The sequence below is a fragment of the Luteibacter rhizovicinus genome (assembly GCF_004342265.1).
Taxonomy (GTDB): domain Bacteria; phylum Pseudomonadota; class Gammaproteobacteria; order Xanthomonadales; family Rhodanobacteraceae; genus Luteibacter; species Luteibacter rhizovicinus_B.
In genome coordinates this window covers 399,950-422,762 of the sequence record NZ_SMCS01000004.1, presented here as the reverse complement: position 1 = coordinate 422,762, position 22,813 = coordinate 399,950, and the positions used below count along the sequence as shown (strand labels likewise).

The 22,813-nt window shown below is 64.1% G+C and carries 16 protein-coding genes; 4 read left to right on the top strand and 12 right to left on the bottom strand.

What is annotated here, in order from left to right; all coding sequences use genetic code 11:
* Positions 1–26 precede the first annotated feature (26 nt).
* On the bottom strand, positions 27–4,040 hold the full coding sequence (gene hrpA, locus EC912_RS12790; protein ID WP_132144593.1) for an ATP-dependent RNA helicase HrpA: 4,014 nt from the start codon (positions 4,038–4,040) through the stop codon (positions 27–29).
* A 118-nt stretch (positions 4,041–4,158) separates the two neighbouring features.
* On the opposite strand from hrpA, the gene EC912_RS12785 reads away from it, so the two are divergent.
* The 4 genes from EC912_RS12785 (at position 4,159) to EC912_RS12770 (ending at position 13,200) form a co-directional block, all read left to right on the top strand.
* Positions 4,159–4,626 carry a Dps family protein gene (locus EC912_RS12785; RefSeq protein WP_132144591.1) on the top strand — a complete coding sequence of 156 codons (468 nt, stop codon included), beginning with the start codon at positions 4,159–4,161 and terminating at the stop codon, positions 4,624–4,626.
* A 287-nt stretch (positions 4,627–4,913) separates the two neighbouring features.
* On the top strand, positions 4,914–7,511 hold the full coding sequence (locus EC912_RS12780; protein ID WP_132144589.1) for a glycosyltransferase family 2 protein: 2,598 nt from the start codon (positions 4,914–4,916) through the stop codon (positions 7,509–7,511).
* 164 nt (positions 7,512–7,675) lie between these two features.
* Positions 7,676–9,442 carry an autotransporter assembly complex protein TamA gene (locus EC912_RS12775; protein ID WP_132144587.1) on the top strand — a complete coding sequence of 589 codons (1,767 nt, stop codon included), beginning with the start codon at positions 7,676–7,678 and terminating at the stop codon, positions 9,440–9,442.
* An 11-nt stretch (positions 9,443–9,453) separates the two neighbouring features.
* Positions 9,454–13,200: a translocation/assembly module TamB domain-containing protein gene (locus tag EC912_RS12770; protein WP_132144585.1), complete on the top strand. Its 3,747-nt coding sequence runs from the start codon at positions 9,454–9,456 to the stop codon at positions 13,198–13,200.
* 837 nt (positions 13,201–14,037) lie between these two features.
* On the opposite strand, the gene EC912_RS12765 is transcribed toward EC912_RS12770, so the two are convergent.
* From EC912_RS12765 to EC912_RS12715, 11 genes are all read right to left on the bottom strand, one after another.
* Positions 14,038–14,433 carry a DUF2802 domain-containing protein gene (locus EC912_RS12765; protein WP_243649266.1) on the bottom strand — a complete coding sequence of 132 codons (396 nt, stop codon included), beginning with the start codon at positions 14,431–14,433 and terminating at the stop codon, positions 14,038–14,040.
* 56 nt (positions 14,434–14,489) lie between these two features.
* Positions 14,490–14,948 carry a chemotaxis protein CheW gene (locus EC912_RS12760; protein WP_132144581.1) on the bottom strand — a complete coding sequence of 153 codons (459 nt, stop codon included), beginning with the start codon at positions 14,946–14,948 and terminating at the stop codon, positions 14,490–14,492.
* Positions 14,945–15,511, bottom strand: a complete 567-nt coding sequence (locus tag EC912_RS12755) for a hypothetical protein (protein ID WP_132144579.1) — start codon at positions 15,509–15,511, stop codon at positions 14,945–14,947. The genes EC912_RS12760 and EC912_RS12755 overlap by 4 nt, the downstream gene beginning before the upstream one ends.
* Positions 15,508–16,296, bottom strand: coding sequence for a ParA family protein (locus EC912_RS12750; RefSeq protein ID WP_132144577.1), 789 nt, complete (start codon positions 16,294–16,296; stop codon positions 15,508–15,510). Before EC912_RS12750 ends, EC912_RS12755 begins: the two co-directional genes overlap by 4 nt.
* Entirely contained in the window at positions 16,296–17,309 is a 1,014-nt protein-coding gene (gene motD / locus EC912_RS12745; RefSeq protein ID WP_132144575.1) for a flagellar motor protein MotD, read from the bottom strand. The genes EC912_RS12750 and motD overlap by 1 nt, the downstream gene beginning before the upstream one ends.
* A complete protein-coding gene (locus EC912_RS12740) occupies positions 17,306–18,046 on the bottom strand; it encodes a flagellar motor protein (RefSeq protein WP_132144573.1) in 741 nt (246 codons plus the stop codon). The genes motD and EC912_RS12740 overlap by 4 nt, the downstream gene beginning before the upstream one ends.
* 1 nt (position 18,047) lies before the next feature.
* On the bottom strand, positions 18,048–20,042 hold the full coding sequence (locus EC912_RS12735; RefSeq protein WP_132144571.1) for a chemotaxis protein CheA: 1,995 nt from the start codon (positions 20,040–20,042) through the stop codon (positions 18,048–18,050).
* 7 nt (positions 20,043–20,049) lie between these two features.
* Positions 20,050–20,694, bottom strand: a complete 645-nt coding sequence (locus EC912_RS12730) for a protein phosphatase CheZ (RefSeq protein WP_132144569.1) — start codon at positions 20,692–20,694, stop codon at positions 20,050–20,052.
* An 8-nt stretch (positions 20,695–20,702) separates the two neighbouring features.
* Complete coding sequence (gene cheY / locus EC912_RS12725; RefSeq protein ID WP_132144567.1) at positions 20,703–21,101, bottom strand: chemotaxis response regulator CheY; 399 nt, start codon at positions 21,099–21,101, stop codon at positions 20,703–20,705.
* Positions 21,102–21,165: 64 nt separating this feature from the next.
* Positions 21,166–21,897, bottom strand: coding sequence for an RNA polymerase sigma factor FliA (locus EC912_RS12720; protein WP_132144565.1), 732 nt, complete (start codon positions 21,895–21,897; stop codon positions 21,166–21,168).
* Complete coding sequence (locus EC912_RS12715) at positions 21,894–22,769, bottom strand: MinD/ParA family ATP-binding protein (RefSeq protein ID WP_207906833.1); 876 nt, start codon at positions 22,767–22,769, stop codon at positions 21,894–21,896. Before EC912_RS12715 ends, EC912_RS12720 begins: the two co-directional genes overlap by 4 nt.
* Positions 22,770–22,813 lie beyond the last annotated feature (44 nt).

Below are 22,813 nucleotides of genomic sequence, written 5' to 3'. Positions count from 1 at the left end.
CATCTGTGCCGTCCTGTCCATCCGTATCAGCCCGCTTGTGCTACTTCCAGCGCCTTCGCGAGTCGCTTTGCCGAAACCGGCTCGGCGGTTTTCAGTTCCTGCGCATACAGGGACACCCGCCATTCCTCCAGCAACCAGCGCAATTCGTGCCAGCCCGTGGCGTCCAGCGCCGTACCGCCGGCATTGAGCAACGCGCGCCAGTAGGGCAGCACCTGCAGCATACGCGACTGGTCCCGTGCCGGGTCCTGGCGCAGGCGTTCGGCACGCAGGCGCATGGCTTTCAGGTAGCGCGGCAGATGGGCGAGCCTCGCGGGGGGAAGCTCCCTCAGGACGCCCGGCTGGATCAGCGCATGCAGTTGCTCGCGCAGGTCGTCGTAGCTGGCCTTGGCGAAGCCCATCAGCGGCGGTTCCATCCAGGGTTTCAGTTCGGCCTGGGCTTCGATGATGGGCTCGGCGAGTTTCAGCCGCGCTACGGCCGCACCGAACAGTTCGCGCGACAGGTCCACCCGCAAGGCTTCGAACTCGCCCTGCGTGCGCGCATCGAGACGCCGGTCGGCGACCAGATCCTCGAAACCGCCTTCGACCAGATCCTCGCGCAGACCATCGACGCTGCCCATCGGCGCGTACTTCAGGGATAGCGGATTGGCAATGGGCAACTGGCGGCGAGCGCGCTTGAAATCGGACGCAAGCGCCTGACGAAGCAATCGTTCAACGCCGCCCACGTGTGCTTCTCTGGCTTCGTCCGCGCGTTCGAACACGCGCAGGGCCACGGCTTCGCCAAGGTCAACGAGAGCGGGATAGGCAATCAGTCCGCCTTCCGACCGCACGTCCCGCGGAATCGATTCGAAGTCCCAGCTGACGATGTCTTCGCGGGTCAGTTCCAGATCCGTCTTGCGCGAGAAAGCCTCGCGCGCCTTGCCTTCCCATTCGGCGCGAATACTGGCCAGGTCGCGGCCATCGGCTACGGTGCGGCCGCTTTCGTCGTGAATGCGGAAACGCATCAGGAAATGCGCGGGCACGTCGACCTCGGCGAATGCCGATGCGTCGATGGCGACACCGGTGGTCCGCTTGAGGAAGGCGGCAAGCGCTTTGGGCAGCGGTTCGTCGCGCGGGGCTTCCGCCTCGACGAAGGCGCGCGCGAAATCGGGCGCCGGCACGAAGTTGCGGCGCAGCGTCTTGGGCAGGCCGCGAATGAGTTCCGCCACTTTTTCGCCGAGCAGCCCGGCGACCAGCCATTCGCAGCGGGCAGCGGGCACGGCGTTGAGGAAGGCGAGCGGTACGTTCATGGTCACGCCGTCGGCCGGATCGCCGGGCACGAAGCGATATTCCAGTCGGTAGCGATGTTGTCCGAGTTCGAGCGATGCCGGGAAGGCATGCGGATCGAGTCCCGCGCCGTTATCCATCACATCGGCGAGCGACCAGCGCAGCGCGGCCTGCTCGCCCGGCGAGGCCTTGCGATACCAGGCGTCCAGCGCACGCACGTCGGACATATCGGCGGGCAGCTTGCCGGTGAAGAACGCGACGAGGTCGTCGTCGCTGCGGAGCAATCCGGCGCGACGCTGCTTGGCCTCGATCTCGCCGGCTTGCTCCAGTACGCGGGCATTCGCGCGCACGAAGTCGGCGCGGGTTTCCAGATCGCAGCGGATCAGCGCTTCGCGCAGGAAGATATCGTGCGCGGCGGCGGGGTCCTGACGATGGAAGGTCACCGGACGGCGTTCGACCAGGATCAGTCCGAACAACGACACCTGTTCGTAAGCAACCACCGTACCGCGCTTGCGCGACCAATGGGCGTCGCGCGCGGTCGCACGGACGAGATGGGCACCCTGTGTCTCGATCCACGCCGGATCGACGCGGGCGCACATCATCGCCCACACGCGACCGCCGATATCGATGATCTGCGCGGAAAAAACCCACGCTGGCGGTGCCTTCGAAAGCGCCGAACCGGGAAAGACCTGGAACCGCCGCTCGCGCGTACCGCGATACACACCCTTCTCGTCCTTATGCCCGACCTGCGTCGGCATACCCGCGAGCAAGCTTCGATGCACGGCTTCGTACAACGCATCGGCCTCGGAACCTTCCTTGCGAGCAGGAACGCCTGCAGGAGCGCCCTCGGGTGCGATCCCCGCGGAGCGCGAACCCAACGACCGCGACCGACGCGATCCCGTCGCCGAAGCGACACCCTCCGACGGCGCCGCCAACGACGGCACATCGACATCCCACCCCAACTCGCGCGTCACCAGCACCAGTTGTCGATGCAATTCACGCCACTCGCGCATCCGCATGAAACTCAGGAAATGCCGCGAACACCAGTCGCGCAATTTCGTCTGCGTCAGTTCTTCGGACGCATCGTGATAGCCGCGCCACAAATTCAGCACGCCCGCGAAATCGGACTTCGGATCGGCAAACTGCGCATGCGCGGCATCCGCCTGCCCACGCGCTTCCGGCGGCCGCTCGCGCGGGTCCTGAATGCTGAGGAAGGCCACGATGGTGACGGCTTCGCGCAGACAGCCCAGACGACGCGACTCCACCAGCATGCGCGCCAGCTGTACGTCGATCGGCAGGCGCGCGACGGTACGGCCGATATCGGTCAACCGGCGGTTTTCGTCGATGGCGCCGATTTCGGCCAGTCGGCGATGGCCGTCCGCCACTACGCGCGGATCGGGTGCTTCGAGGAAGGGAAAGTCTTCGACCTCGCCAAGGTCCAGCGCCAGCATGCGCAGAATGACGTTGGCGAGCGACGAACGCAGCAATTCCGGATCGGTGTATTCGGGACGCTGGAGGAAATCCGCTTCGTCGTACAGGCGATAGCAGATACCCGGGCCCACGCGTCCACAGCGACCCTTGCGCTGGTTGGCCGCCGCCTGCGAGATCGGTTCGACGTGCAGTCGTTCCAGCTGCCCGCGCTGGCTGTAGCGCTTGACGCGTGCCGTACCCGAATCGACGACGTAGCGAATGCGCGGTACGGTCAGCGAGGTTTCGGCGACATTCGTTGCGAGTACGACGCGACGCTTCGGACCCGGCTTGAACACACGGTCCTGATCGTTCGCCGACAGGCGCGCATACAGCGGCAGGATTTCGGTTTCCCGGTATTGCCGCCGCGACAGCAGCAGATGGGCGTCGCGGATTTCGCGTTCGCCCGGCAGGAAGATCAACACGTCGCCGCGAGGGTCTTCGCGCGTAATGGCGTCGAGCGTGTCGGCGATCTGAAGCGCGAGGTTGCCCTCGCCACGTTCGCCGGGCGGTCGCCAGCGGACCTCGACCGGATACGCCCGGCCTTCGACCGCGACGACGGGCGCACCTTCGAAATGTTCCGCGAAACGCTCCGTATCGATCGTCGCCGAGGTGACGATGATCTTCAGATCGGGACGCCGTACGGCCAGCCGCTTCAGATAGCCGAGCAAAAAGTCGATATTGAGGCTGCGCTCGTGCGCCTCGTCGATGATGATCGTGTCGTATGCCGACAGCCAGGGATCGGACTGGGTTTCGGCGAGCAGGATGCCGTCGGTCATGAACTTGACCAGCGCCTGGTCCGACACCTTCTCGGTGAAACGTACCTGGAAGCCGACTTTGTCGCCCACCGGCGTACCCAGTTCCTCGGCGACACGGGTGGCCACCGAGCGCGCCGCGAGCCGGCGCGGCTGCGTGCAACCGATCAGGCCCGCCTCGCCCCGGCCGGCGGCCAGGCAGAGCTTGGGTAGCTGGGTGGTCTTGCCCGAGCCGGTCTCGCCGGCGATGACGACCACCTGGTGCTCGCGGATCAGCTTGACGATGTCGTCGGCCCGCGCCGTGATGGGCAGCGCCTCGTCGAGCACGATGGGCGGCTTATTGGCGGCCCGCCCGGCCCGGCGCGCGGCGGATGCCTGGATGTCCTTTTCGAGCGCGTCCATGCGGCCCGGATCGGCATCTTTGCGCGAAAGCGCCCCGAGCCGGCCGAGCAAGCGGCCGTAGTCCCGGCTGCTGACGCGCGCGAGTTCGTTCCGCAGGGCACGCAGCCGCGGATCGGGGGAGGAATGACGTGCTGGGGTTGTGGACTGACTCATGGAACCGCAAATAATAGCCTGAGCCTATCAATTGGATCGGAACGTTTCATTTCCAAGGACCTTCCGACCCGTCTAATCTGCTGTCTGACGCCAGGATTCACTTAAGGAGAGAAGCACCATGGCTATCGATATCGGCATTGCCAAGAAAGACCGCGAAACGGTCGCCAAGCATCTTTCGAAGCTGCTCGCCGACACCTATTCGCTGTATCTGAAGACCCACAGCTTCCACTGGAACGTGACCGGCCCGCAGTTCAACAGCCTGCATACCATGTTCGAGGTCCAGTACAACGAGCTCTGGACCGCCGCCGACGAGGTCGCCGAGCGCATCCGCATTCTCGACGTGTTCGCTCCGGGCTCGTACAGCCAGTTCGGCAAGCTCACCTCCATCAAGGAAGAAGCCGGCGTTCCCGAGTGGAAGGACATGGTCGCCCAGTTGGTCGAAGGCCACGAAATCGCCGCCGCCACGGCGCGCGACACGATCAAGGCCGCCGACACGGCCGGCGACGAAGGCACCGCCGATATGGTAACGGGACGCCTGAAGGAACACGAAAAAACCGCCTGGATGCTGCGTTCGCTGCTGAAGTAAGCGGGTTCGTTCAATCCGTGTAAAGCCGCCGCCTCCGGGCGGCGGCTTTGTTTCCGAACCATGGGAGCTGGAGGGAATCCCTCGCCGCCTCCGTCAAGGGGCAACCCTTCCCAACCGGTTACCCGCCAATCCCTTCATACTCGCTCCCCGAGTGGCTGCGGAACGGTACCTCTCTGAGTTCAGCCTGACTATCCATGCTGCAATGCGTTGAGCCTGCTGCCCCCGTTCGTTAAGCTCGGCGGGTTACACCACTATTTCTTTGGGGGCCAGAAGGTCCGGGGATTGTTTTGAGCGCTGCCACCACGACCGACACCCGCCACCCTTTCCTCGCCGCGCTGCTCCTTGCGCTGGTCGTCGCGGGGCTGAATTTCGGGCTGTGGTTCCTCGGCAACATGCCGCATGGACCGAACGACTGGAAAGGACCGATCGGCGGTTTCGCCTTTACGGCCTACCAGCGTTACCAGAACCCGATGAAGGGCGACGTCTCGACCGATCCCGAAATCGACAGCGACCTGAAGCTCATCAAGCATTATTCGGGTCGTATCCGCACGTACTCGATGCTGGAAAATCCACAGGTCATCCGGCTGGCGCGGCAGGAGCACCTGGAAGTCATGGCGGGCGCGCTGATCGACCGCCGCATCGACAACAACGAACGCGAAATCGATGCGCTGATCGCGCAGGCGAACCGTTATCCGGACACGATCACCCGCGTCATCGTGGAAAACGAGGTGCTGTTCCGTTCGGATCTTCCCCCCGAACGCATCATGACCTACCTCGACCGCGTGCGCGCCGCCGTGCGCCAGCCGGTATCCATCGCCGAGCCGATGCACATCTGGTTGCAGAACCCCGAACTCGTCGAGCACGTCGACTTCATCACGGTCCATCTGTTCCCCTACTGGAACGGCATCGATCGCAAGGACGCCGTCGGCGACTCCATCGGTAGCTATCAGAGCCTGCGCCAGCGGTTTCCGAGCAAGCACATCGTCGTCGGCGAAATCGGCTGGCCGTCGAACGGCGACCGCTTCCAGTACGCCTATCCGTCGGTATCCAACCAGGCCATCTTCCTGCGCGACTGGTTCAATGCCGCCCGCAAGGACGGCATCGACTACTACGTGCTCGAAGCCATCGACCAGCCCTGGAAGGAAAACCTCGGCGAAGGCCGCACGGGCGCCTACTGGGGCATGTTCAACGCCGACCGGCAGCTGAAGTTCCCCTTCACCGGCCCGGTGACCGAAGACACCGGCTGGCCGTGGAAGGCTCTGGCCGCCGCCGCGCTCGCCTTCATACCGATGCTCTGGTTCGCGGTGCGCTTCAGCCGCTTCAAGCTGATGGGGCGCCTGTTCATGCTGGCGATGATCCAGCTGTCGTGCGGACTGATCGTGTGGTCGGCCACGCTGCCGTTCAATTTCTACCTGAGCCCGTTCGACTGGGCGATGCTGATCCTGCTGTTCCCCGCGCAGATCGCCATCCTCGCGATCCTGCTCATCAACGCCTTCGAGTTCACCGAGGTGCTGTGGCGTCGCAGCTGGATCAGGCATGCGGAGATGCTGACGCCGGATCCGCCGGAAAAGCAGCCGTTCGTATCCATCCACCTGGCGTGCCACAACGAGCCGCCCGAGATGGTGATGCTCACGCTCGATTCGCTCGCGCGGCTGGACTACGCCAACTTCGAAGTCCTCGTGCTCGACAACAACACGAAAGACCCGGACGTCTGGAAGCCGGTCGAGGCTTATTGCGAACAACTGGGCGAACGCTTCCGCTTCTTCCACCTCGAGCCATGGCCGGGCTATAAGGCGGGCGCGCTCAATTTCGGCCTCACCGCCACCGATCCGCGCGCCGACGTCGTCGCGGTCATCGACGCCGACTATGTCGTGCGCGAAGACTGGCTGGCGACGCTGACGGGTTACTTCCACGACAGCAAGGTCGCCGTGGTGCAGTGCCCGCAGGCGCATCGCGATTTCGAACGCAACAAGTTCCGGCGCATGACCGCCTGGGAATACGACGGCTTCTTCCGCATCGGCATGCATCATCGCAACGAGCGCAACGCCATCATCCAGCACGGCACCATGACGATGGTGCGTCGTTCGGCGCTGGAAGGTACGGGCGGCTGGTCGGAGTGGACGATCTGCGAGGACGCCGAGCTGGGCCTGCGCCTGATGCATGCGGGTTACGAGCTGGTCTATGTCGACGAACTGATGGGCAAGGGCCTGACGCCCGCCGACTTCAAGGCGTATAAGAGCCAGCGCTATCGCTGGGCCTTCGGCGCGATGCAGATCCTGAAGGGTCGCTGGCACTGGATGACTCGCCGCGGCCCCCTGAGCGCTGGCCAGCGTTTCCACTTCCTCACGGGCTGGTTCAGCTGGTTCGCCGATGCGTTGCATCTGATCTTTACGCTGATGGGCATCTACTGGACGGCTGGCATGATCGCCCTGCCCCAGTATTTCAACCTGCCCATGCAGTTGTTCCTGATCCCGGTCATCGGCTTCTTCTTCGCCAAGGCCATCTTCGGTGTGGTGCTGTACCGGGCTCGCGTCCCGTGTAGCTGGCGCGACACGCTGATGGCGTCGCTGGCCAGCATGGGCCTTTCGCACGCCATCGCGCGCGGCATCCTGCACGGCCTCACGCGCGAGAAAACGGCGTTCGTCGTCACCGCGAAGAGTCGTCGCATGGGCGGCAGCAGTTTCGCGGCGTTTGCTCCCGTGCGCGAAGAAGGTTTCATGGCCTTTGCCCTCGCGCTCGCCGTCGCGGGCATGGGCTATGCCTATGGCACCCGCTATCTGGAAAGCATTCTGTGGATGTCGATTCTTACGGCGCAGTCGATCCCCTACGTGTCGGCATTGATCGGCGCATGGATCGCCCATCGCGCAGGCGACGAGGCAGGCTGACCGGACGTTCATATTTGTGAGAACCCGTCTAGTGACCTGAGCGGGCCTGCAAGGTAAGTTAAGGACAGACTTCGTCGGATACGCGTTGTCAGGGTTCGTCGGACGCGAACCCGCTTGTTGCCCCGGCCGCATCGGGGCATGGATCACGACCGGAACGGGACGCGATGCGCCGAACCAGACGCCATGGACTGCTGCTGTTGCCGTGGTTCTTTCTCCCCGCTCTCGCACACGCGGGAGTAAAGCTCGTCGTCGATGGCGTCGAGGAACCGCTCAAGGGCGCCGTCGTCGCCGGCGTGGAACTCAGTCAGTACGCCACGCGCGACATCTCGGCCGCCCAGGCGCGGCGCCTGTACGAAAAAGCACCCGATCAGGTCCAGACCGCCCTTCGACCGTATGGCTATTACGAGGCCACGTCGGACGGCGATATCAAGCAGGCAGGTAACGACTGGATCGTCACCCTGCACGTCAAGACCGGCGCACCGGTCGTCATCTCTTCCGTCAAAGTCGATATCGACGAAGAAGCCGCGAAAGTGCCGGGCGTGCGCCGGGCGATCCGCGCCGCCGAGAAGCTGAAGGACCAGCCCCTCAACGACGGTCAGTACGACGCGTCGCGCGACGCGATAGGCGCGGCGCTGACCGCTACGGGTTTCCTCGACGCGAAGCTGACCGTCCATCGCGTGGAAGTGAATCGCGCCGAAAAAAAAGCCAGCGTGTCGCTCGCCTGGACCGCCGGCCAGCGCTATCGCTTCGGCAAGGTGCACTTCAAGGATTCGCAGTTCCGCGAGAGCTTCCTCGACCGCTACGTGCCGTTCAAGAGCGGCGACTATTTCGCACAGGACAATCTGCTGCTGCTTCAGCAGTCGCTGAACGGCGCCGATTATTTCTCCGTGGTCAATGTCATGCCCGACATCGACGAGGCGAAGAACGGTGTCGTCGATGTCACCGTCGAATTGGCGCCCGCGAAACGCACGATTTATACCGGCGGTCCGTTTTTCGGCACGGATACGGGGGCCGGTCTGCGTGGTGGTATCGAGAAGCGCTGGGTGAACGATCGCGGCCACAAGTGGAAGAACGAACTGGTCGTGGCGCAGAAGCTCAAGACGATTTCCACGCTGTACCAGATCCCGATGCCTGGCCCGAACCAGCGCAGTTTCAACTTCGGCGCCAACTACCGGGACGCGGACACGACGACATCGCAGTCGCGCACGTTGCAGCTGGTGGCCAACGAAACCCGGCTGTGGCACGGCTGGACACGGACCATCGGCATCAACGCCTTGTCCGGCACATTCACCGTCGGCAAGCGCGGCGGCGAACCCGACAACACGTTCGGCATCGAACACGGCCGCAGCACGCTGCTTTATCCGGAGATATCGTTGTCGCGCAAATCGGGCGACAACCCGATCTTCGTGCGGCATGGCTGGTCGCTCAACCTCGTGGGCCGCAGCACCGTCGGCAACCTGCTTTCGGATGCCAGCTTCAGCGAGGTCATCGCCGATGCCAAATGGATCCAGTCGTTCTGGGGCCGTAACCGCCTGATCCTTCGCGGCACCGCCGGCCATACCTGGACCAACGACTTCAGCGCCCTGCCCCCGCAGCTACGCTTCTTCGCGGGCGGCGACCGTTCCGTACGCGGCTACAGCTTCGAGAGCATCGGCCCACGCAATCAGTACGACCGGGTCATCGGCGGCGAAAGCCTGCTGGTTGCCAGTACCGAAGTGGAGCACTACTTCACACGCAACTGGGGCATGGCCGCGTTCGTCGATGCGGGCAATGCCTTCACCGGTACCGACTACAGCCCGCGCATCGGTGCGGGTCTGGGCGTGCGCTGGCTTTCGCCGGTCGGCATGGTCCGTGTCGATCTGGGCGTACCCGTCCACGACAAGAACGAACACGGCGTGCAGTTGCATGTCGTCATCGGGCCCGACCTGTGAGGAGCGCCGGCATGAAATGGTTCCTCCGCGTACTCATGGCGCTTGCCGTCATCCTGCTGCTGGTCGTCGCGTCCGCATGGTGGGTGCTGGGCACTGGCGCGGGACTTCGATTCGCGCTGGCGCGCGCGACCGCGTTCACCGGTGGCGCGTTGACCGTCCAGCACGCCGAGGGGCGTCTGGCCGGCCCGCTCGATCTTGCCGGCGTTCGCTATGTGGACGGCAAGGGCATAGACGTCAAGGTCGCGAAGGCGCACCTCGATCTGCGTATCCTGCCCTTGCTGCGCAAGCGCGCGCACGTGCTCGACCTGAGCGCGGATGGCATCGACGTCGCGCTTGGCCCCAGCGAACCCGACACGACGCCATCGCAACCCTTCTCGCTGACACCGCCGCTCGACATCGTGCTCGACCGCGTACACGTGGGTCACGTCAAGGTGACGCAGGCGAATCAACCCGTTTTCGAATCGGACTCGCTCGACCTGATCGGCTCATGGACCGGCAAGGGCGTCGAGCTGCGCCAGCTTGCCCTCAAGGCACCTGCCGGCCATGCGGATCTTGACGGCACGCTTGCGGTCGGTCGCGGTTACAGCGGCGACGGCAAGGCGTCGTTCGCATGGAAAGTGGGCGATGTCGACTACGCCGGCCAGATCGAAGCGCATAGCGACGGGAAAAAAGCGCACACGGTCATCGGGCTGACGTTGCCGATGGTTGCCGAGATCAACGCCGATCTGGTGCAAAGCGGCGACTTCGCATGGACCGGCCGCATCGACGCACCGCGTTTCGATCCGAAACCCCTGATGGGCGAAAGCGCCATCGCGTCGCTGGGTCTGTCGCTGCAAGGTCATGGCGATCGCTATGGCGCGGACGTATCCGGCGATATCGGCCTCAATGCCTATACCGTCCATCTCGCTCCGCTGCGCGCGAATTTCGACCACGAGTACAAGCGCCTGACGCTCGATGAGCTGAGCGTGGGCTCGCCTCAGTTCAAGGGCGCGCTCACGGCCAGGGGCACCGTCCAGCTGGACGCCAAGCCCATATCGGCCGATCTGCGTCTGGACTGGAAAGACGTGCTCATACCGGCAGAGATAGCCGGTCAGGACCTGGCAAGCGCCGGCGGACTCGCCGTCCGCGGCAGCGCCGAAACATTCCACGCCGACGGCGCCGTCGACATCGGACCGCCTGGCCATGCGCAGCATCTCGCGCTCGATCTCGATGGCACGCCGAAGGTCATCGAACTCCGTGCGCTGACGCTGAAACAACCGAAGGGCAGCCTCGACACGAAGGGAACGCTGATCCTCGATCCGCAGCTGGCATGGAAACTCCAGGTCAACGGCAACAACTTCGATCCTGGCCAGTTGCTGGCCGGATGGGATGGCGCGCTCAACCTCGATCTGTCGACCGATGGCAACATGTCGCCAAACGGTCCCCTGGGTACGCTGGACCTGCGCAAGCTGGACGGTACATTGCGCAAACGCGCATTGCGCGGCAATGGCACGCTGACGTTGAAGCCGGGCGAGGTCGTCAACGGTCGCCTGGACCTCGCCTCCGGCGGCAGCAGCATCCGACTCGACGCGCGCGGCGATACCGCCAACGACGCCGACCTGAAACTCGCCATCGCGTCCCTCGGCGACTGGCTGCCCGACGCGGGCGGACGAATCGAGGGCGACATCGGCGTACGCGGCAAATGGCCCAAACTGGCGGTGAAGGCGAACATCCGAGGAAACTCGGTGGTCTATGCCGACCATAAACTCGATGCCTTGCATGTCGATGCGGACGTGCCCGACATCAGCCAGCCGGGCGGCAATGTCGCCATCGATGCGAATGGCGTATCGACCTCCGGCATGCACTTCGATCGCATCGCTGTACACGCCAACGGAAACCAGCAAAAGCACCAGCTCACCGTCGATGCGAAGGGCAAGCCGCTTTCGGCGGATATCGCGCTCAGCGGTTCGCTCCGCGACACGTCGTGGACCGGTACGCTGTCGACACTGAACCTCGATTTGCAGGGTCTGCCCCGCTGGCATCTGCAGAATGCCAGCCAGCTCAGCTGGAACAACGGCGCCGCGAGCATGAGCGATCTCTGTCTTACCGCGGGCGATCCCCTCGTTTGCGTCGCCGCAAAACAGGACAAGGCCGGCAATCTCGACGGCAACTACCGTGTGCGCCATATTCCCGTGGCCATGCTGCTCACCGCGGCGGGCTCGTCCGATCTGCCGATGCGGGCAGAAGGCAGTATCGAAGGCGATGGCAATGTACGCCGCACTGCCGCCGGTGCTCTCAGCGGTCAGGCGAACATCACATCCACGCATGGGTCGATCGCCTATTCGGATCATCCCGACCAGCCGTTACTCGTCTACGACAATCTCGCAGCCAATGCCCAGCTGACACCAGGCAATCAACGCGTCACCGTGCGCGCCAGCCTTAACGACGGCGGCACGCTCGACGGCAATGTCGGCATCGCCGGTGCGCAACAGGCTCTGAGCGGCAGCGTTTCGGTACACCTGAAGAACCTCGCATTCGTCGAGTTGTTCACCAGCGAAATCGCCGAGGTGAAGGGCGCGCTCGACGGCAGCTTCCAGATGGGGGGAACGGTTGCCCAACCCGCAATTACCGGCCAGGCCGTTCTCGGCAACTTCGCCGCCGAAGTGCCCAGTGCGGGACTGAAGCTGAAGGACGGTCGCGTCACGCTGACGACCTCCGACGCAACGACGTATCGCATCGATGGCACCGTTAAATCGGGCGACGGCAACCTGACGATCGCCGGCACGGCAGGTCTCGGCAAGGGTGCGAGCACGCAGATCGGCATCAGCGGCAGCAAGTTCACCGCGGTCGACATCCCCGCCGCGAAAGCGGTGATCTCCCCCGACATCAAGATCATCCAGAGCGGCGAAGGGACGAATGTCACCGGCAAGCTCAGTGTCGACATGGCAGACGTCAACGTCGAGCGCCTTCCCGGTGCCGGTGCGACCAAGGCATCGTCCGATGTCGTGGTCGTGGATGAGAAACAGCAGGAACAGATAGTCGAATCGCTTCCCATCACGGTCGACCTGCGCGTCGACCTTGGGCAGCATGTCCATCTCGTCGGCTTTGGTATCGACGGTCGCATCACCGGAACACTCGATGTACGCGAACGTCCTGGCCGCGTCACTACGGGCCAGGGGCAGATCGGCGTCGACGGTACTTACAAAGCCTATGGGCAGGACCTGCGCATCGAGCAGGGCCAGCTATTGTTCGCAAGCACGCCAATCGACAATCCCGGCATCAATATCCGCGCGACGCGCACACTCAATCCCAACGCCACGATCAACGACGGCCAGAAGGTCGGTCTGTACGTTTCGGGCACGGCACGGCGTCCTATCCTGACGGTGTTCTCCAACCCGGTCATGGAACAGTCCGATGCGCTCTCCTATCTCGTCACGGGTAAACCTCTTTCGCAGGTGAAAGGCGGCGAAGGCAACATGGTCGGCGCGGCCGCACAGGCGCTGGGCTCGGCGGCCGGCGATCTGCTGGCGAAGAGCGTCGGATCGAAAATCGGTGTGGACGATATCGGCGTATCGAACAACGACGCCCTTGGCGGCGGTTCGGCCTTCACCGTTGGCAAGTACCTGTCGCCACGCCTCTACCTCAGCTATGGCGTTGGCCTGTTCGATCCCGGCCAGGTCATTACCCTGCGCTACCTGCTGAGCCACCGCTGGAACTTCGAAGCCCAGAGCGCCACCGACTTCAATCGCGCAAGCCTCAACTACCGGTACGAGAGATAGTCCACCGCCAACTATCCACAGGGTGTGTGGATAGTTGCTGCATAAGCGTGTGGATAAGTCCGATGCACGCTTGTGCGGCAACGACTTGCGTTGCACTGGTCATTCCGCGACCAGCACGCTCTCTGTAGGAGCGCACCTGCGCGCGAAAACCAACGGAGCGGAGATGATGAGTTCGCCATTCGCAGCCAGGACACCGGGCTTGCGGAGGTGAGGGTCCGTCTTCCTCGCCCTGTTGGCTTTCGCGCGCAGGCGCGCTCCCACAGAAAGCAAACTCCGGCAATGCGCGATATCCACAGGCCATGTGGATAGTCGCTGCATAAGCATGTGGATAACTGCGATTCGCACTTGTGTGGCAACGACTTGCGTTGCGCTGGTCATTCCGCGACCAGCACGCTCTCTGTAGGAGCGCGCCTGCGCGCGAAAGCCAACGAAGCGGAGATGATGAGTTCGCCATTCGCAGCCAGGACACCGGGCTTGCGGAGGTGAGCATCCGTCTTCCTCGCCCTGTTGGCTTTCGCGCGCAGGCGCGCTCCCACAGAAAGCAAACTCCGGCAATGCGCGATATCCACAGGGCATGTGGATAGTCGCTGCATAAGCATGTGGATAACTGCGATTCGCACTTGTGTGGCAACGACTTGCGTTGCGCTGGTCATTCCGCGACCAGCAAGCTCTCTGTAGGAGCGCGCCTGCGCGCGAAAGCCAACGAAGCGGAGATGATGAGTTCGCCATCCGCAGCCAGGACACCGGGCTTGCGGAGGTGGGAGTCCGTCTTCCTCGCCTTGTTGGCTTTCGCGCGCAAGCGCGCTCCTACAGCGGCGCTGTTGAGCTAGCGTGTGCTCAAGACGGGTTGCCTGCGTGCAGGCGGTGTAGCAGTTCCGCTTCCGACAGCGAAAGGCCGCAGGTCTCGGCGATCTGCTGCGCGGTAGCTCCCTGGCGGGCAAGGCGCTGTGCCAGGGTGTAGGCGCGGTCGGCGGTCTGCCCTACTTCGTTCGGCATGGTCGGCGCGTGGCGGACGTGGTCTTCGATATCGCCGAGGCGAATCTCCAGACGCTTCAGCACACCGATGAGCGCGGCTTCGTCCACACCGACGATGCGCCGTTCGGGCTCGGCATCGGGCACGGGGGCGGAGGCGGCCGGTTGCGTGAGAGGCGTTCTGGCGTCGAGCCTGCGCCACAGCAGCAGCAAGCCGAGCATCTGCAGTACGGCGAAGACAATCAGGATGTAAGCAAGCATGTTGTTCACGGGCGTTTCCTGCATGAGCCGCGCGAATGAACGCGATTCGCTAGCCGTCACACACGGCAGAGGCGCTGCACGTCGACGAGCGCGATGAAACCGTCGTGCCGCGTGACCACGCCGCTGACCGGGTCGTCCCTGCGACTGGCGCGGCCCGGGGGCGGCACCGCGATATCGCTGGCATTGAAATCAAGCATATCGCCGATGGCATCGATGCGCATACCCACGATCGACCCCTCGTCGTCGAAGACGACGACGCGCTGGGCGTCCTCCCGGTCCGGTGCGACGCAGCCGGCCAGGCCGAAACGGCGTCGCCCGTCGAGCACGGGCACGATCTGCCCACGCAAATTGACGATACCGAGGACGTCGTCAGGTGCACCCGGCACCGGCGTGACGTCGCCGCAACGGATAACCTCGCGCACGCTGGCCAGCGTGACCGCGTAATGCTGTTCCTTGAGAACGAAGCCGAGCCACGCGCCCTGCCCGCCATGTACCGCTTGGCGCACATCGTTCATGGACACTCCTCCCGTTCAAGCCATTCGATCAATGCCGCGGTGTCGACGACACCGCACTTCGGTTCTTTCGCCATGCCAGCCAGCCATGGGCGCGTCGTGGCATTCGTGCGCCACTGGATCGCATCCGGGCCGAACACCACGGGTTCGTCCTCTACGGTACAGGCCAGCGCCCATTGGCGGTCGCTCAGCAGTACCAGCGTCGTTGCCGGCGAGCCCGCCATATCCGGCGACATGACCGCCGCCAGATCCGCGACCCGGGCCTCCCCGCTAGGATGCCGCCAGCGCCCCAGACAGATAGGCCGGGTCGCTACGGTGGGCGCCAGCGGCGGCATAGGCAGCAGGTGGATGACGTCGCGCATGGGAATGGCTAGCCGGACACCCGCCGCGATACACAACAGGTAACGAGTGTCGCCTTCGACCACCAACTCTGTTCCGGAGGACTTACGCCCCGGCTCGAATGCCATGACCTGGACGACGGCCGCGGGGACGATGGCCGCAGGCGTGAGGAGTTCGGCGAGATAATCCGCGACGAGCTGGTCGGCGGCCTGCATCGAGGTCGTCATGCGGCTGCGTCCGCCATGAGTTGACCGCGCATGGCGAGCAATTCGTCGAGCAACTGGCGATAGGCCAGACCACCCCGGCGCGCCGCGGACCACGACGCGAGCGGGACACCCGCCGCGCTGGCTTCACGAATCTGGGTATCGGTGGGGATGACGGTCGCGCTGACCGCGTCTCCATATTTTTCGCGCAACTGCTCGAGACAGGCGCGCGAGGCATGGGTCCGCGCGTCGTACATCGTCGGCACGATCGTGCGGGGTAGCGGGCGCCCGCGCGAGCGCTCGATCATGCCGAGGCTTCGCAGCATGCGCTCCAGACCTGCAAGGGCCAGCGCCTCGGTCTGCGTGGGAACTAGCAGGCGGTCGCTCGCGGCCAGCGCGTTGACCATCAGGACACCGAGTGTCGGCGGACAGTCGATCAGAACATGATCGAAGTCCTCGGCGAGCCCGGCCAGCGCCTGACTGAGCACCAGGCCCATGCCCGCGCGCGTCCCCACCTGCCGGTCGAGCGTAATCATGGCCGAGGACGCGGGAAGCACCGAGAGCCGCTCGTAAGCCGTCGCATGGACCAGCGACGAAGCCGGTGGTGCGCTACCACTGCTGCCGAACAGATCGTAGATGCTGCCGTGCGCGCCGTTCTCGACACCGACGTAGCCGCTGAGCGACGCATGCGGGTCCATGTCGACCATGAGCGCGCGTTCGCCGCGTGAGGCCAGCATGCTACCCAGTGCGACGGTGGTGGTCGTCTTGCCGACGCCGCCCTTCTGGTTAGCGACGGCCCAGACAACCATCAGAGCGCCTCCTGCCGGGCGAATGCCGCGGAGCCTGCAACGGGTGCGGCAACCGGCGGCACGACCGCTGCGGGTGCCGCATCTGGTGCTGGCACAGGCACCGATGCCGGCTCGGACCGGGTCAGATCGATGCGATCCGCGTCGCTATAAAATCGTGCGGGTGCGGCCTTGTCGCTCATCACGACGATGAGCACGCGCCGATTGCGGTTGCGCCCTTCGTTCGTCGCATTGTCGGCGACCGGACGGAACTCGCCCCAACCGATGATGCCCACGCGATGCGCGTCTACGCCGGCGCCCGTGAGCAGGCGCGCGACACTGGCGGCACGTGCGGCGGACAGTTCCCAGTTCGACGGAAATGCGGGCGTGCTGATCGGCGTGGTGTCGGTATAGCCTTCGATCCGCATCGCGTTGGGGAACGGCGCGAGAATCCCCGCGATCTTCATCAACGTGGTTTCCGCGGGGCCTTGCAGCCGGGCGACGCCGATCGGAAAGAGAATGTCGGTGCGCACTTCGATTTCCAGCCAGTCGGTGGTCCGCCGCACGCTGACGAGGTTCTTGTCGATCAGCGGCTTCATGGCGCGCTGAACTTCCTCGGAAATCTGGCTCAGGTTGGCTTCGTCCGTCTTGCCTACCGTGGGGTTCGACGCCGGGGCGGTCTGTACCGCCGAGGATTCCTGACGCTGGACCGACGCACCTTCGTGCCCGGGCAACGGCAGATCGCGCGGCGGCAGCGGTACGTCGATACGGGATATCGGCGTGGCATTGGGCGCACGCGACTGATTGGGCATCGGCACCTGCTTGGCGGGCTCGGCCTCACGCGTGGGCTCGATCACGCGCCCCGTACCGTTGAACGCTTCGTTGATGGACTGGGCCATCACGCGAAACTTCGTTTCGTTGACGGCGGATACGGCGTACATCACAACGAACAACGCAAGCAGCAACGTAATCAGATCGCCGTAGGGAATAGCCCAGCGTTCGTGATTGATGTGCTCTTCGACGTGACGCCGTTTCACGACACGAATCCCTGCAGTTTGCTTTCGATGTGGCGCGGGTTGTCGCCCTGCGCGATGGAAACGAGGCCCTCGACCAGGATCTCGCGCATCTGCGAACGCGCGCGGGCGAGTCCTTTCAGGCGCGAGGCCATCGGCAGTGCAAGAAGGTTGGCGAGGCCGATACCGTAGATAGTGGCGACGAACGCGGCGGCGATGCCGTGACCGAGCTTGCTCGGCTCCGCCAGGTTCTGCATGACGGACATGAGGCCCATCACCGCGCCGATGATACCCATGGTCGGCGAATACGCGCCGGCATTCTCGAAGACTTTCGCCGCTTCGATGTCGATGTGCTCACGGGCGAGGACCTCGACTTCCAGGACGCTACGCATCGCGTCCGGTTCGGTTCCATCGACGAGAAGCTGTAGCCCTTTGCGGATGAAGGGATCGGTTTCGCGTTCGATGCCCGCTTCCAAACCTAGCAGGCCCTGGCGACGCGAGATTTCGCTCCAGCCGACGATGCGGCTGACCAGGTCGGCCGTTTCGATCAGCGGCGGACGGTAGACCCAGGGCAGCATGCTCCATGCGCGCTTGAGTACGACGCCCGGCGTCTGCACCAGCAGGGCCGCGAACGTACCGACAAAGACGATGACGAAGGCGGCCGGATTCCACAGGGCATCGAGACTGCTGCCTTTGAGGACGGTACCGACGATGATGACCAGGAAGGCCAGGATCGTGCCGACGATGCTTACGATATCCATATCAGATCGCTACCCTCATCGAAGGGAGGAGCTGGCCGGCGTCGTCCGCCAGACCCGCCAGGTCGAGGACGAGCGAGATACGCCCGTCGCCCGTGATAGTGGCGCCCGCGACACCGGGTACGTCTTTCAGCAGCGGTCCCAGCGGCTTGGCCATGACGTCCTCGCGGCCGATCACTTCGTCGACGAGGCAACCCAGCGTCTGATGACCGATCTGCACCACCACGACATGCCTGCCACCGGAAGGCACGCCCGCCCAGCCAGCCAGATCGCACAGCGGAAGCGCTCGCTGGCGATGCGAGGCTACGACACGGCCGTCCAGCGTCTGGATCTGGCCTTCGACCAGTTCGAATACTTCGGCCACATTGCTGAGCGGAAGCGCCAGCAGTCGATTGCCCACGCGCACCATGAGGACCCTGAGAATCGCCAGCGTGAGCGGTACCGACAGACGGACCTCGCTGCCACCTCCCACGCGCGAATCGATCGACAGCGTGCCGCCGAGTTCGACAATCTTGGTTTTGACGACATCCATGCCGACGCCACGGCCGGAGATATCCGACACCTGGCTGGCCGTGCTGAATCCGGGACGGAACACGATGTCGAAGCATTCGCGATCGTCCAGCCGCGCGGCCTGTTCCTCGTCGAGCAGGCCCTTTTCCACCGCCTTGCGGCGAAGTATTTCGGGATCCATGCCTTTGCCGTCGTCGCGCACGGTAATGACGATATGGTCGCCGTACTGACCCGCCGTCAGGTGGACGGTACCCACCCGAGACTTGCCGGCCTGTTCGCGGACATCGGGCATTTCGATACCGTGGTCGACCGCATTGCGCAGCAGATGGACGAGTGGATCGGCTAATGCTTCGACAACGGTGCGGTCGAGGTCGGTTTCCTCGCCTTCCTGCACCAGTTCGACTTCCTTGCCCAACTGCCGGGCGAGGTCGCGGATGATGCGCGGAAAACGCTGGAACAGCTTGCCGATGGGTTGCATGCGCATGCGCAATACGGCGTTCTGCAAATCTTCGGCGACACGCTGCAGTTCGCCGACGGCACGTTCCATCGGTCCCTCGACACCTTGCGATGCGAGGCTGGTCAGGCGATTGCGCACGAGCACGAGTTCGCCCGCCGCATTGACGAGACTATCGAGACGGAATGTATCGACGCGGACCGTGGTGTCGGCGTTCGATGCCGTGCGTTTCTCGGCGGCTGGCTTCGCGACGGGCGCGGGCGCAGGCACGGGTGCTATCGCTTCGGCGACAACGGGCGCGGGTGTTTCGACAAGACCGGGCGCTTTGCCCTGTCCATGCAACGCATCCAGCAACGCTTCGAACTCGTCGTCGCCGATAACATCGCCACTGGAAGAAACGACGGGTGTGGCAGCGGGAACGACGTCCACATCGACCGACGCGCCGGGAGCATTGCCGCTGCCGTAAAGCGAATCAAGCAGTGCCTCGAACTCGTCGTCGTCGATTGGGCCGGACGGCGCCGATGCCGGTGCGTGCTCGCCACGCGCGGCGTCGAGCATGGCCTCGAACTCGTCTTCGATCGCATCCCGACTAGCCGATGGCCTGGCGGACGGCGTCGACAGGGTCAGCGCGACGGGCTCGGCCGAGGTGGTGCGCCCGGGAATCAGAAGGCGCGCCAACAACGCGTCGGGCGCCGGTTGCGAATCCGCGCCGGCATCGGCCGCGCGCATCATATCGTTGAGAAGATCGAGCGATTCGAGCAACGCGTCCATATACGCTGCGTTGAGCATCACCGCACCGTTGCGGGCTTCGTTCAGAAGATCTTCCGCGCGATGGCACAGGCCAACCATCGCGTTCAGGCCAAGGAAGCCCGCACCGCCCTTGACGGTGTGGAATGCACGAAAAACGGCATTCAGCAGCTCGCTGTCGCCCGGCGAGGCCTCCAGGTCGACCAGTTGCTCGCCCAGCGTCTCGAGCAGTTCCCTGGCCTCGATCAGGAAGACGTTGAGCAACTCATTGTCGAGCTCGACACTCATGCCGGTCTCAGAATCCGAATTCGCTGAGGAGACGATCCACTTCGTCCTGGCTGACCTTATCGGCCACCGGCGGCGCGTTGCCGCCAGCCAGCGAGCCGGTCAGGCGAACCAGTTCCAGCAGCGACGATTCGACCTTGCCCATGAACTGCTCCACCTGGGCAACGCGCTGACCCGAGATGTCCTGCCACGACTGGGCTTCGACCAGTTCGCCAAGACCGATATCGCAGTTCTGAGCGAAGTCGCCGACACGCACGGCAAGCGCCGTGGCATTGACGCCGAACGCGGGATCGGAGGTTTCCAGCACGAGCAGCTCGTCGGCCTGCGTGGCGAGCGCCTGTGCCTGCGGACGCAGCTTCTCGCTGAAATCGAGCGTGCTGTGGGCGGCCTGCGCGCTCATTTCCAGCACATCGCGAAGATGCTTGCGTGCGTCGCCCATGCTGCCCGGCACGCCATCGCTGGAGACATCGGCGGCAAGACGGCGCACGGAATCGTGCAGATCGCGCGCAAGGCAACCAAGCGCGTGGAACAGGTGCTGTTCGCGGCTGCGCAGCAGACGATCGAGTGCCTTCTCGAAGGCGGCACGGTCGTCGGCGTCGAGAAGCTCACGCAGTTCGGGGACGACTTCGTGGTCGGCATTAAGCGAGATGTTCATGATGTCCCTTAGCCGGCCGCCGCGAGGCGTTCGAAAATCTTGTCGAGTTTTTCTTTGAGCGTGACGGCCGTGAAAGGCTTCACCACGTATCCGTTCACGCCGCTCTGAGCCGCCGCGATGATCTGGTCGCGGTTGTTCTCCGCAGTAACCATTAGAACGGGGATCGACTTCAGCTTGGCGTCCGCGCGGATGGCGCGAAGCAGATCGATGCCGGTCATGTTCGGCATGTTCCAGTCGGTGACGACCAGGTCGAACGCCTGCGCACGCAGCGACACGAGCGCCGCGGTGCCGTCTTCGGCTTCCTGGATGAGACCGTTGGTGAAACCGAGCTCGACCAGGAGGTTCCTGACGATACGTCGCATGGTGGAGAAATCGTCCACCACGAGGATCTTCATATTCTTGTCCAAAACGCTACTCCGCCTTGACCGCGCGTTTACTGTTGATTCCGACGTCGCCGACGAAGCGGCGCCATCACGTTCTTGCGTTCCATCCCGTCATACGCGCACGAAGCCGGATCAGGGCTTGCCCATGGATCTGGCATACCCGCGATTCACTGACTCCCAGGACCGCGCCTACTTCCTTGAGATTCAGTTCTTCCTCGTAGTACAGCGACATCACCAGCTTCTCGCGTTCGGGCAGACCGTCGATCGCCGCGACCAGCGCTTCGCGCATGCCCGCTTCCTCGAACAATCCTTCCGGACCCTGAGCGTCCGGGTCGGCCACGTCGATCGCCGCGCCTTCGTCGCCCTCGGGGGCGGAAAGACTCAGCAGTCGCGCGCTTGCCGCGTCGGCCAGAATCTGGTTGTACTCGAGGGCGTCGATTCCGAGGCGCTTCATTACCTCTGCGTCTTCGGCATCGCCACCCGTTTCATTTTCGATCTGTCGTGTTACCTCCGCTACTTCGCGCAACTTTCGATGCACGGAGCGCGGCGTCCAGTCCGTCTTGCGCAGTTCGTCCAGCATCGCGCCCCGGATGCGGATACCCGCATAGGTCTCGAAGCTGGCCGCGCGAGTCGGCGAATAATTTCGCGCGGCCTCAAGCAGTCCGATCATGCCGGCCTGAATGAGGTCGCCCACGTCGACGCTTGCCGGCAGACGACCCATCAGGTGATAGGCGATACGCCGGACCAGCGGCGCGTGGATACGCACCAGTTGATCCGCCGGGATTCGCGTGACTTCCAGGTATTCGGTCGCAACGCTCACAACGGCAGCCCTCCCCCCATGGAGGCCCGATCGGCGAAAAAGCCGATCCGACCCTGTGCCCGGGGTTCGGGTTCACCCCATGTATCGACCGCACGTGCCAGATTCTTGAATCCGACCGCCGATCGACTGCTCGGCCACGCTTCGACGACCGCGGCCTGGCGACGAATCGCCTGGCGCAGATACTCGTCGTGCGGGACCATACCCATGAAATCCAACGAAACGTCGAGGAAACGGCCGGTAACGCGCGACAACTTCTCGAATAGCTGCCTTCCTTCCTGGGCGTGGCGGACCATGTTGGCCACGACCCGGAAGCGGCCCACGCCGAACTCGCGGCTCAGGACCTTGATCAAGGCGTAAGCATCGGTAAGCGACGCCGGCTCGTCGCAGACGACCACCACCACCTCATCGGAGGCCGCGGCGAACATCGACACGCTGTCGGAGATGCCCGCGGCGGTATCGACGATCAGGAACTCGGGGGGAACGGCATATTCGTCGAACGCGCGGATGACCGCCGCGTGTTCGATGTTCGGCAGCTGCGCCATGCGTCGCGCGCCGGACGTGGCGGGAATGACCTTCAGACCGTGCGGCGCCTGGAGTACCAGTTCCTCGATCGTGCACGCGCCATCGAGCATATGCCCGAGGTGGCGGGTCGGCTGCAGGCCAAGCAATACGTCGATATTGGCCATGCCGAGGTCGGCATCGAGCAATACGACATCGCGACCGCCCATGGACAGGGCCATCGCCAGATTGACGGCGACGGTTGTCTTGCCCACGCCACCCTTGCCACCCGCGACGGCAATGCTGCGGCACGGTTTGCGCTCGGCGAGCCAGTTGATACCGGCTGCCTGGCTAGTGTTCACGGGTGTGGTCATGAAAGGGCTCGCTACCGCCATTAGGGATTCGAGTCCAGATGCCT

Coding starts and splice junctions, on each gene's coding strand:
- hrpA (WP_132144593.1), bottom strand. CDS start 4,040: ATGAGTCAGTCCACAACCCCAGCACGTCATTCCTCCCCCGATCCGCGG.
- EC912_RS12785 (WP_132144591.1), top strand. CDS start 4,159: ATGGCTATCGATATCGGCATTGCCAAGAAAGACCGCGAAACGGTCGCC.
- EC912_RS12775 (WP_132144587.1), top strand. CDS start 7,676: ATGCGCCGAACCAGACGCCATGGACTGCTGCTGTTGCCGTGGTTCTTT.
- EC912_RS12770 (WP_132144585.1), top strand. CDS start 9,454: ATGAAATGGTTCCTCCGCGTACTCATGGCGCTTGCCGTCATCCTGCTG.
- EC912_RS12765 (WP_243649266.1), bottom strand. CDS start 14,433: ATGCTTGCTTACATCCTGATTGTCTTCGCCGTACTGCAGATGCTCGGC.
- EC912_RS12760 (WP_132144581.1), bottom strand. CDS start 14,948: ATGAACGATGTGCGCCAAGCGGTACATGGCGGGCAGGGCGCGTGGCTC.
- EC912_RS12755 (WP_132144579.1), bottom strand. CDS start 15,511: ATGACGACCTCGATGCAGGCCGCCGACCAGCTCGTCGCGGATTATCTC.
- EC912_RS12750 (WP_132144577.1), bottom strand. CDS start 16,296: ATGGTTGTCTGGGCCGTCGCTAACCAGAAGGGCGGCGTCGGCAAGACG.
- EC912_RS12740 (WP_132144573.1), bottom strand. CDS start 18,046: ATGGATATCGTAAGCATCGTCGGCACGATCCTGGCCTTCCTGGTCATC.
- EC912_RS12735 (WP_132144571.1), bottom strand. CDS start 20,042: ATGAGTGTCGAGCTCGACAATGAGTTGCTCAACGTCTTCCTGATCGAG.
- EC912_RS12730 (WP_132144569.1), bottom strand. CDS start 20,694: ATGAACATCTCGCTTAATGCCGACCACGAAGTCGTCCCCGAACTGCGT.
- EC912_RS12715 (WP_207906833.1), bottom strand. CDS start 22,769: ATGACCACACCCGTGAACACTAGCCAGGCAGCCGGTATCAACTGGCTC.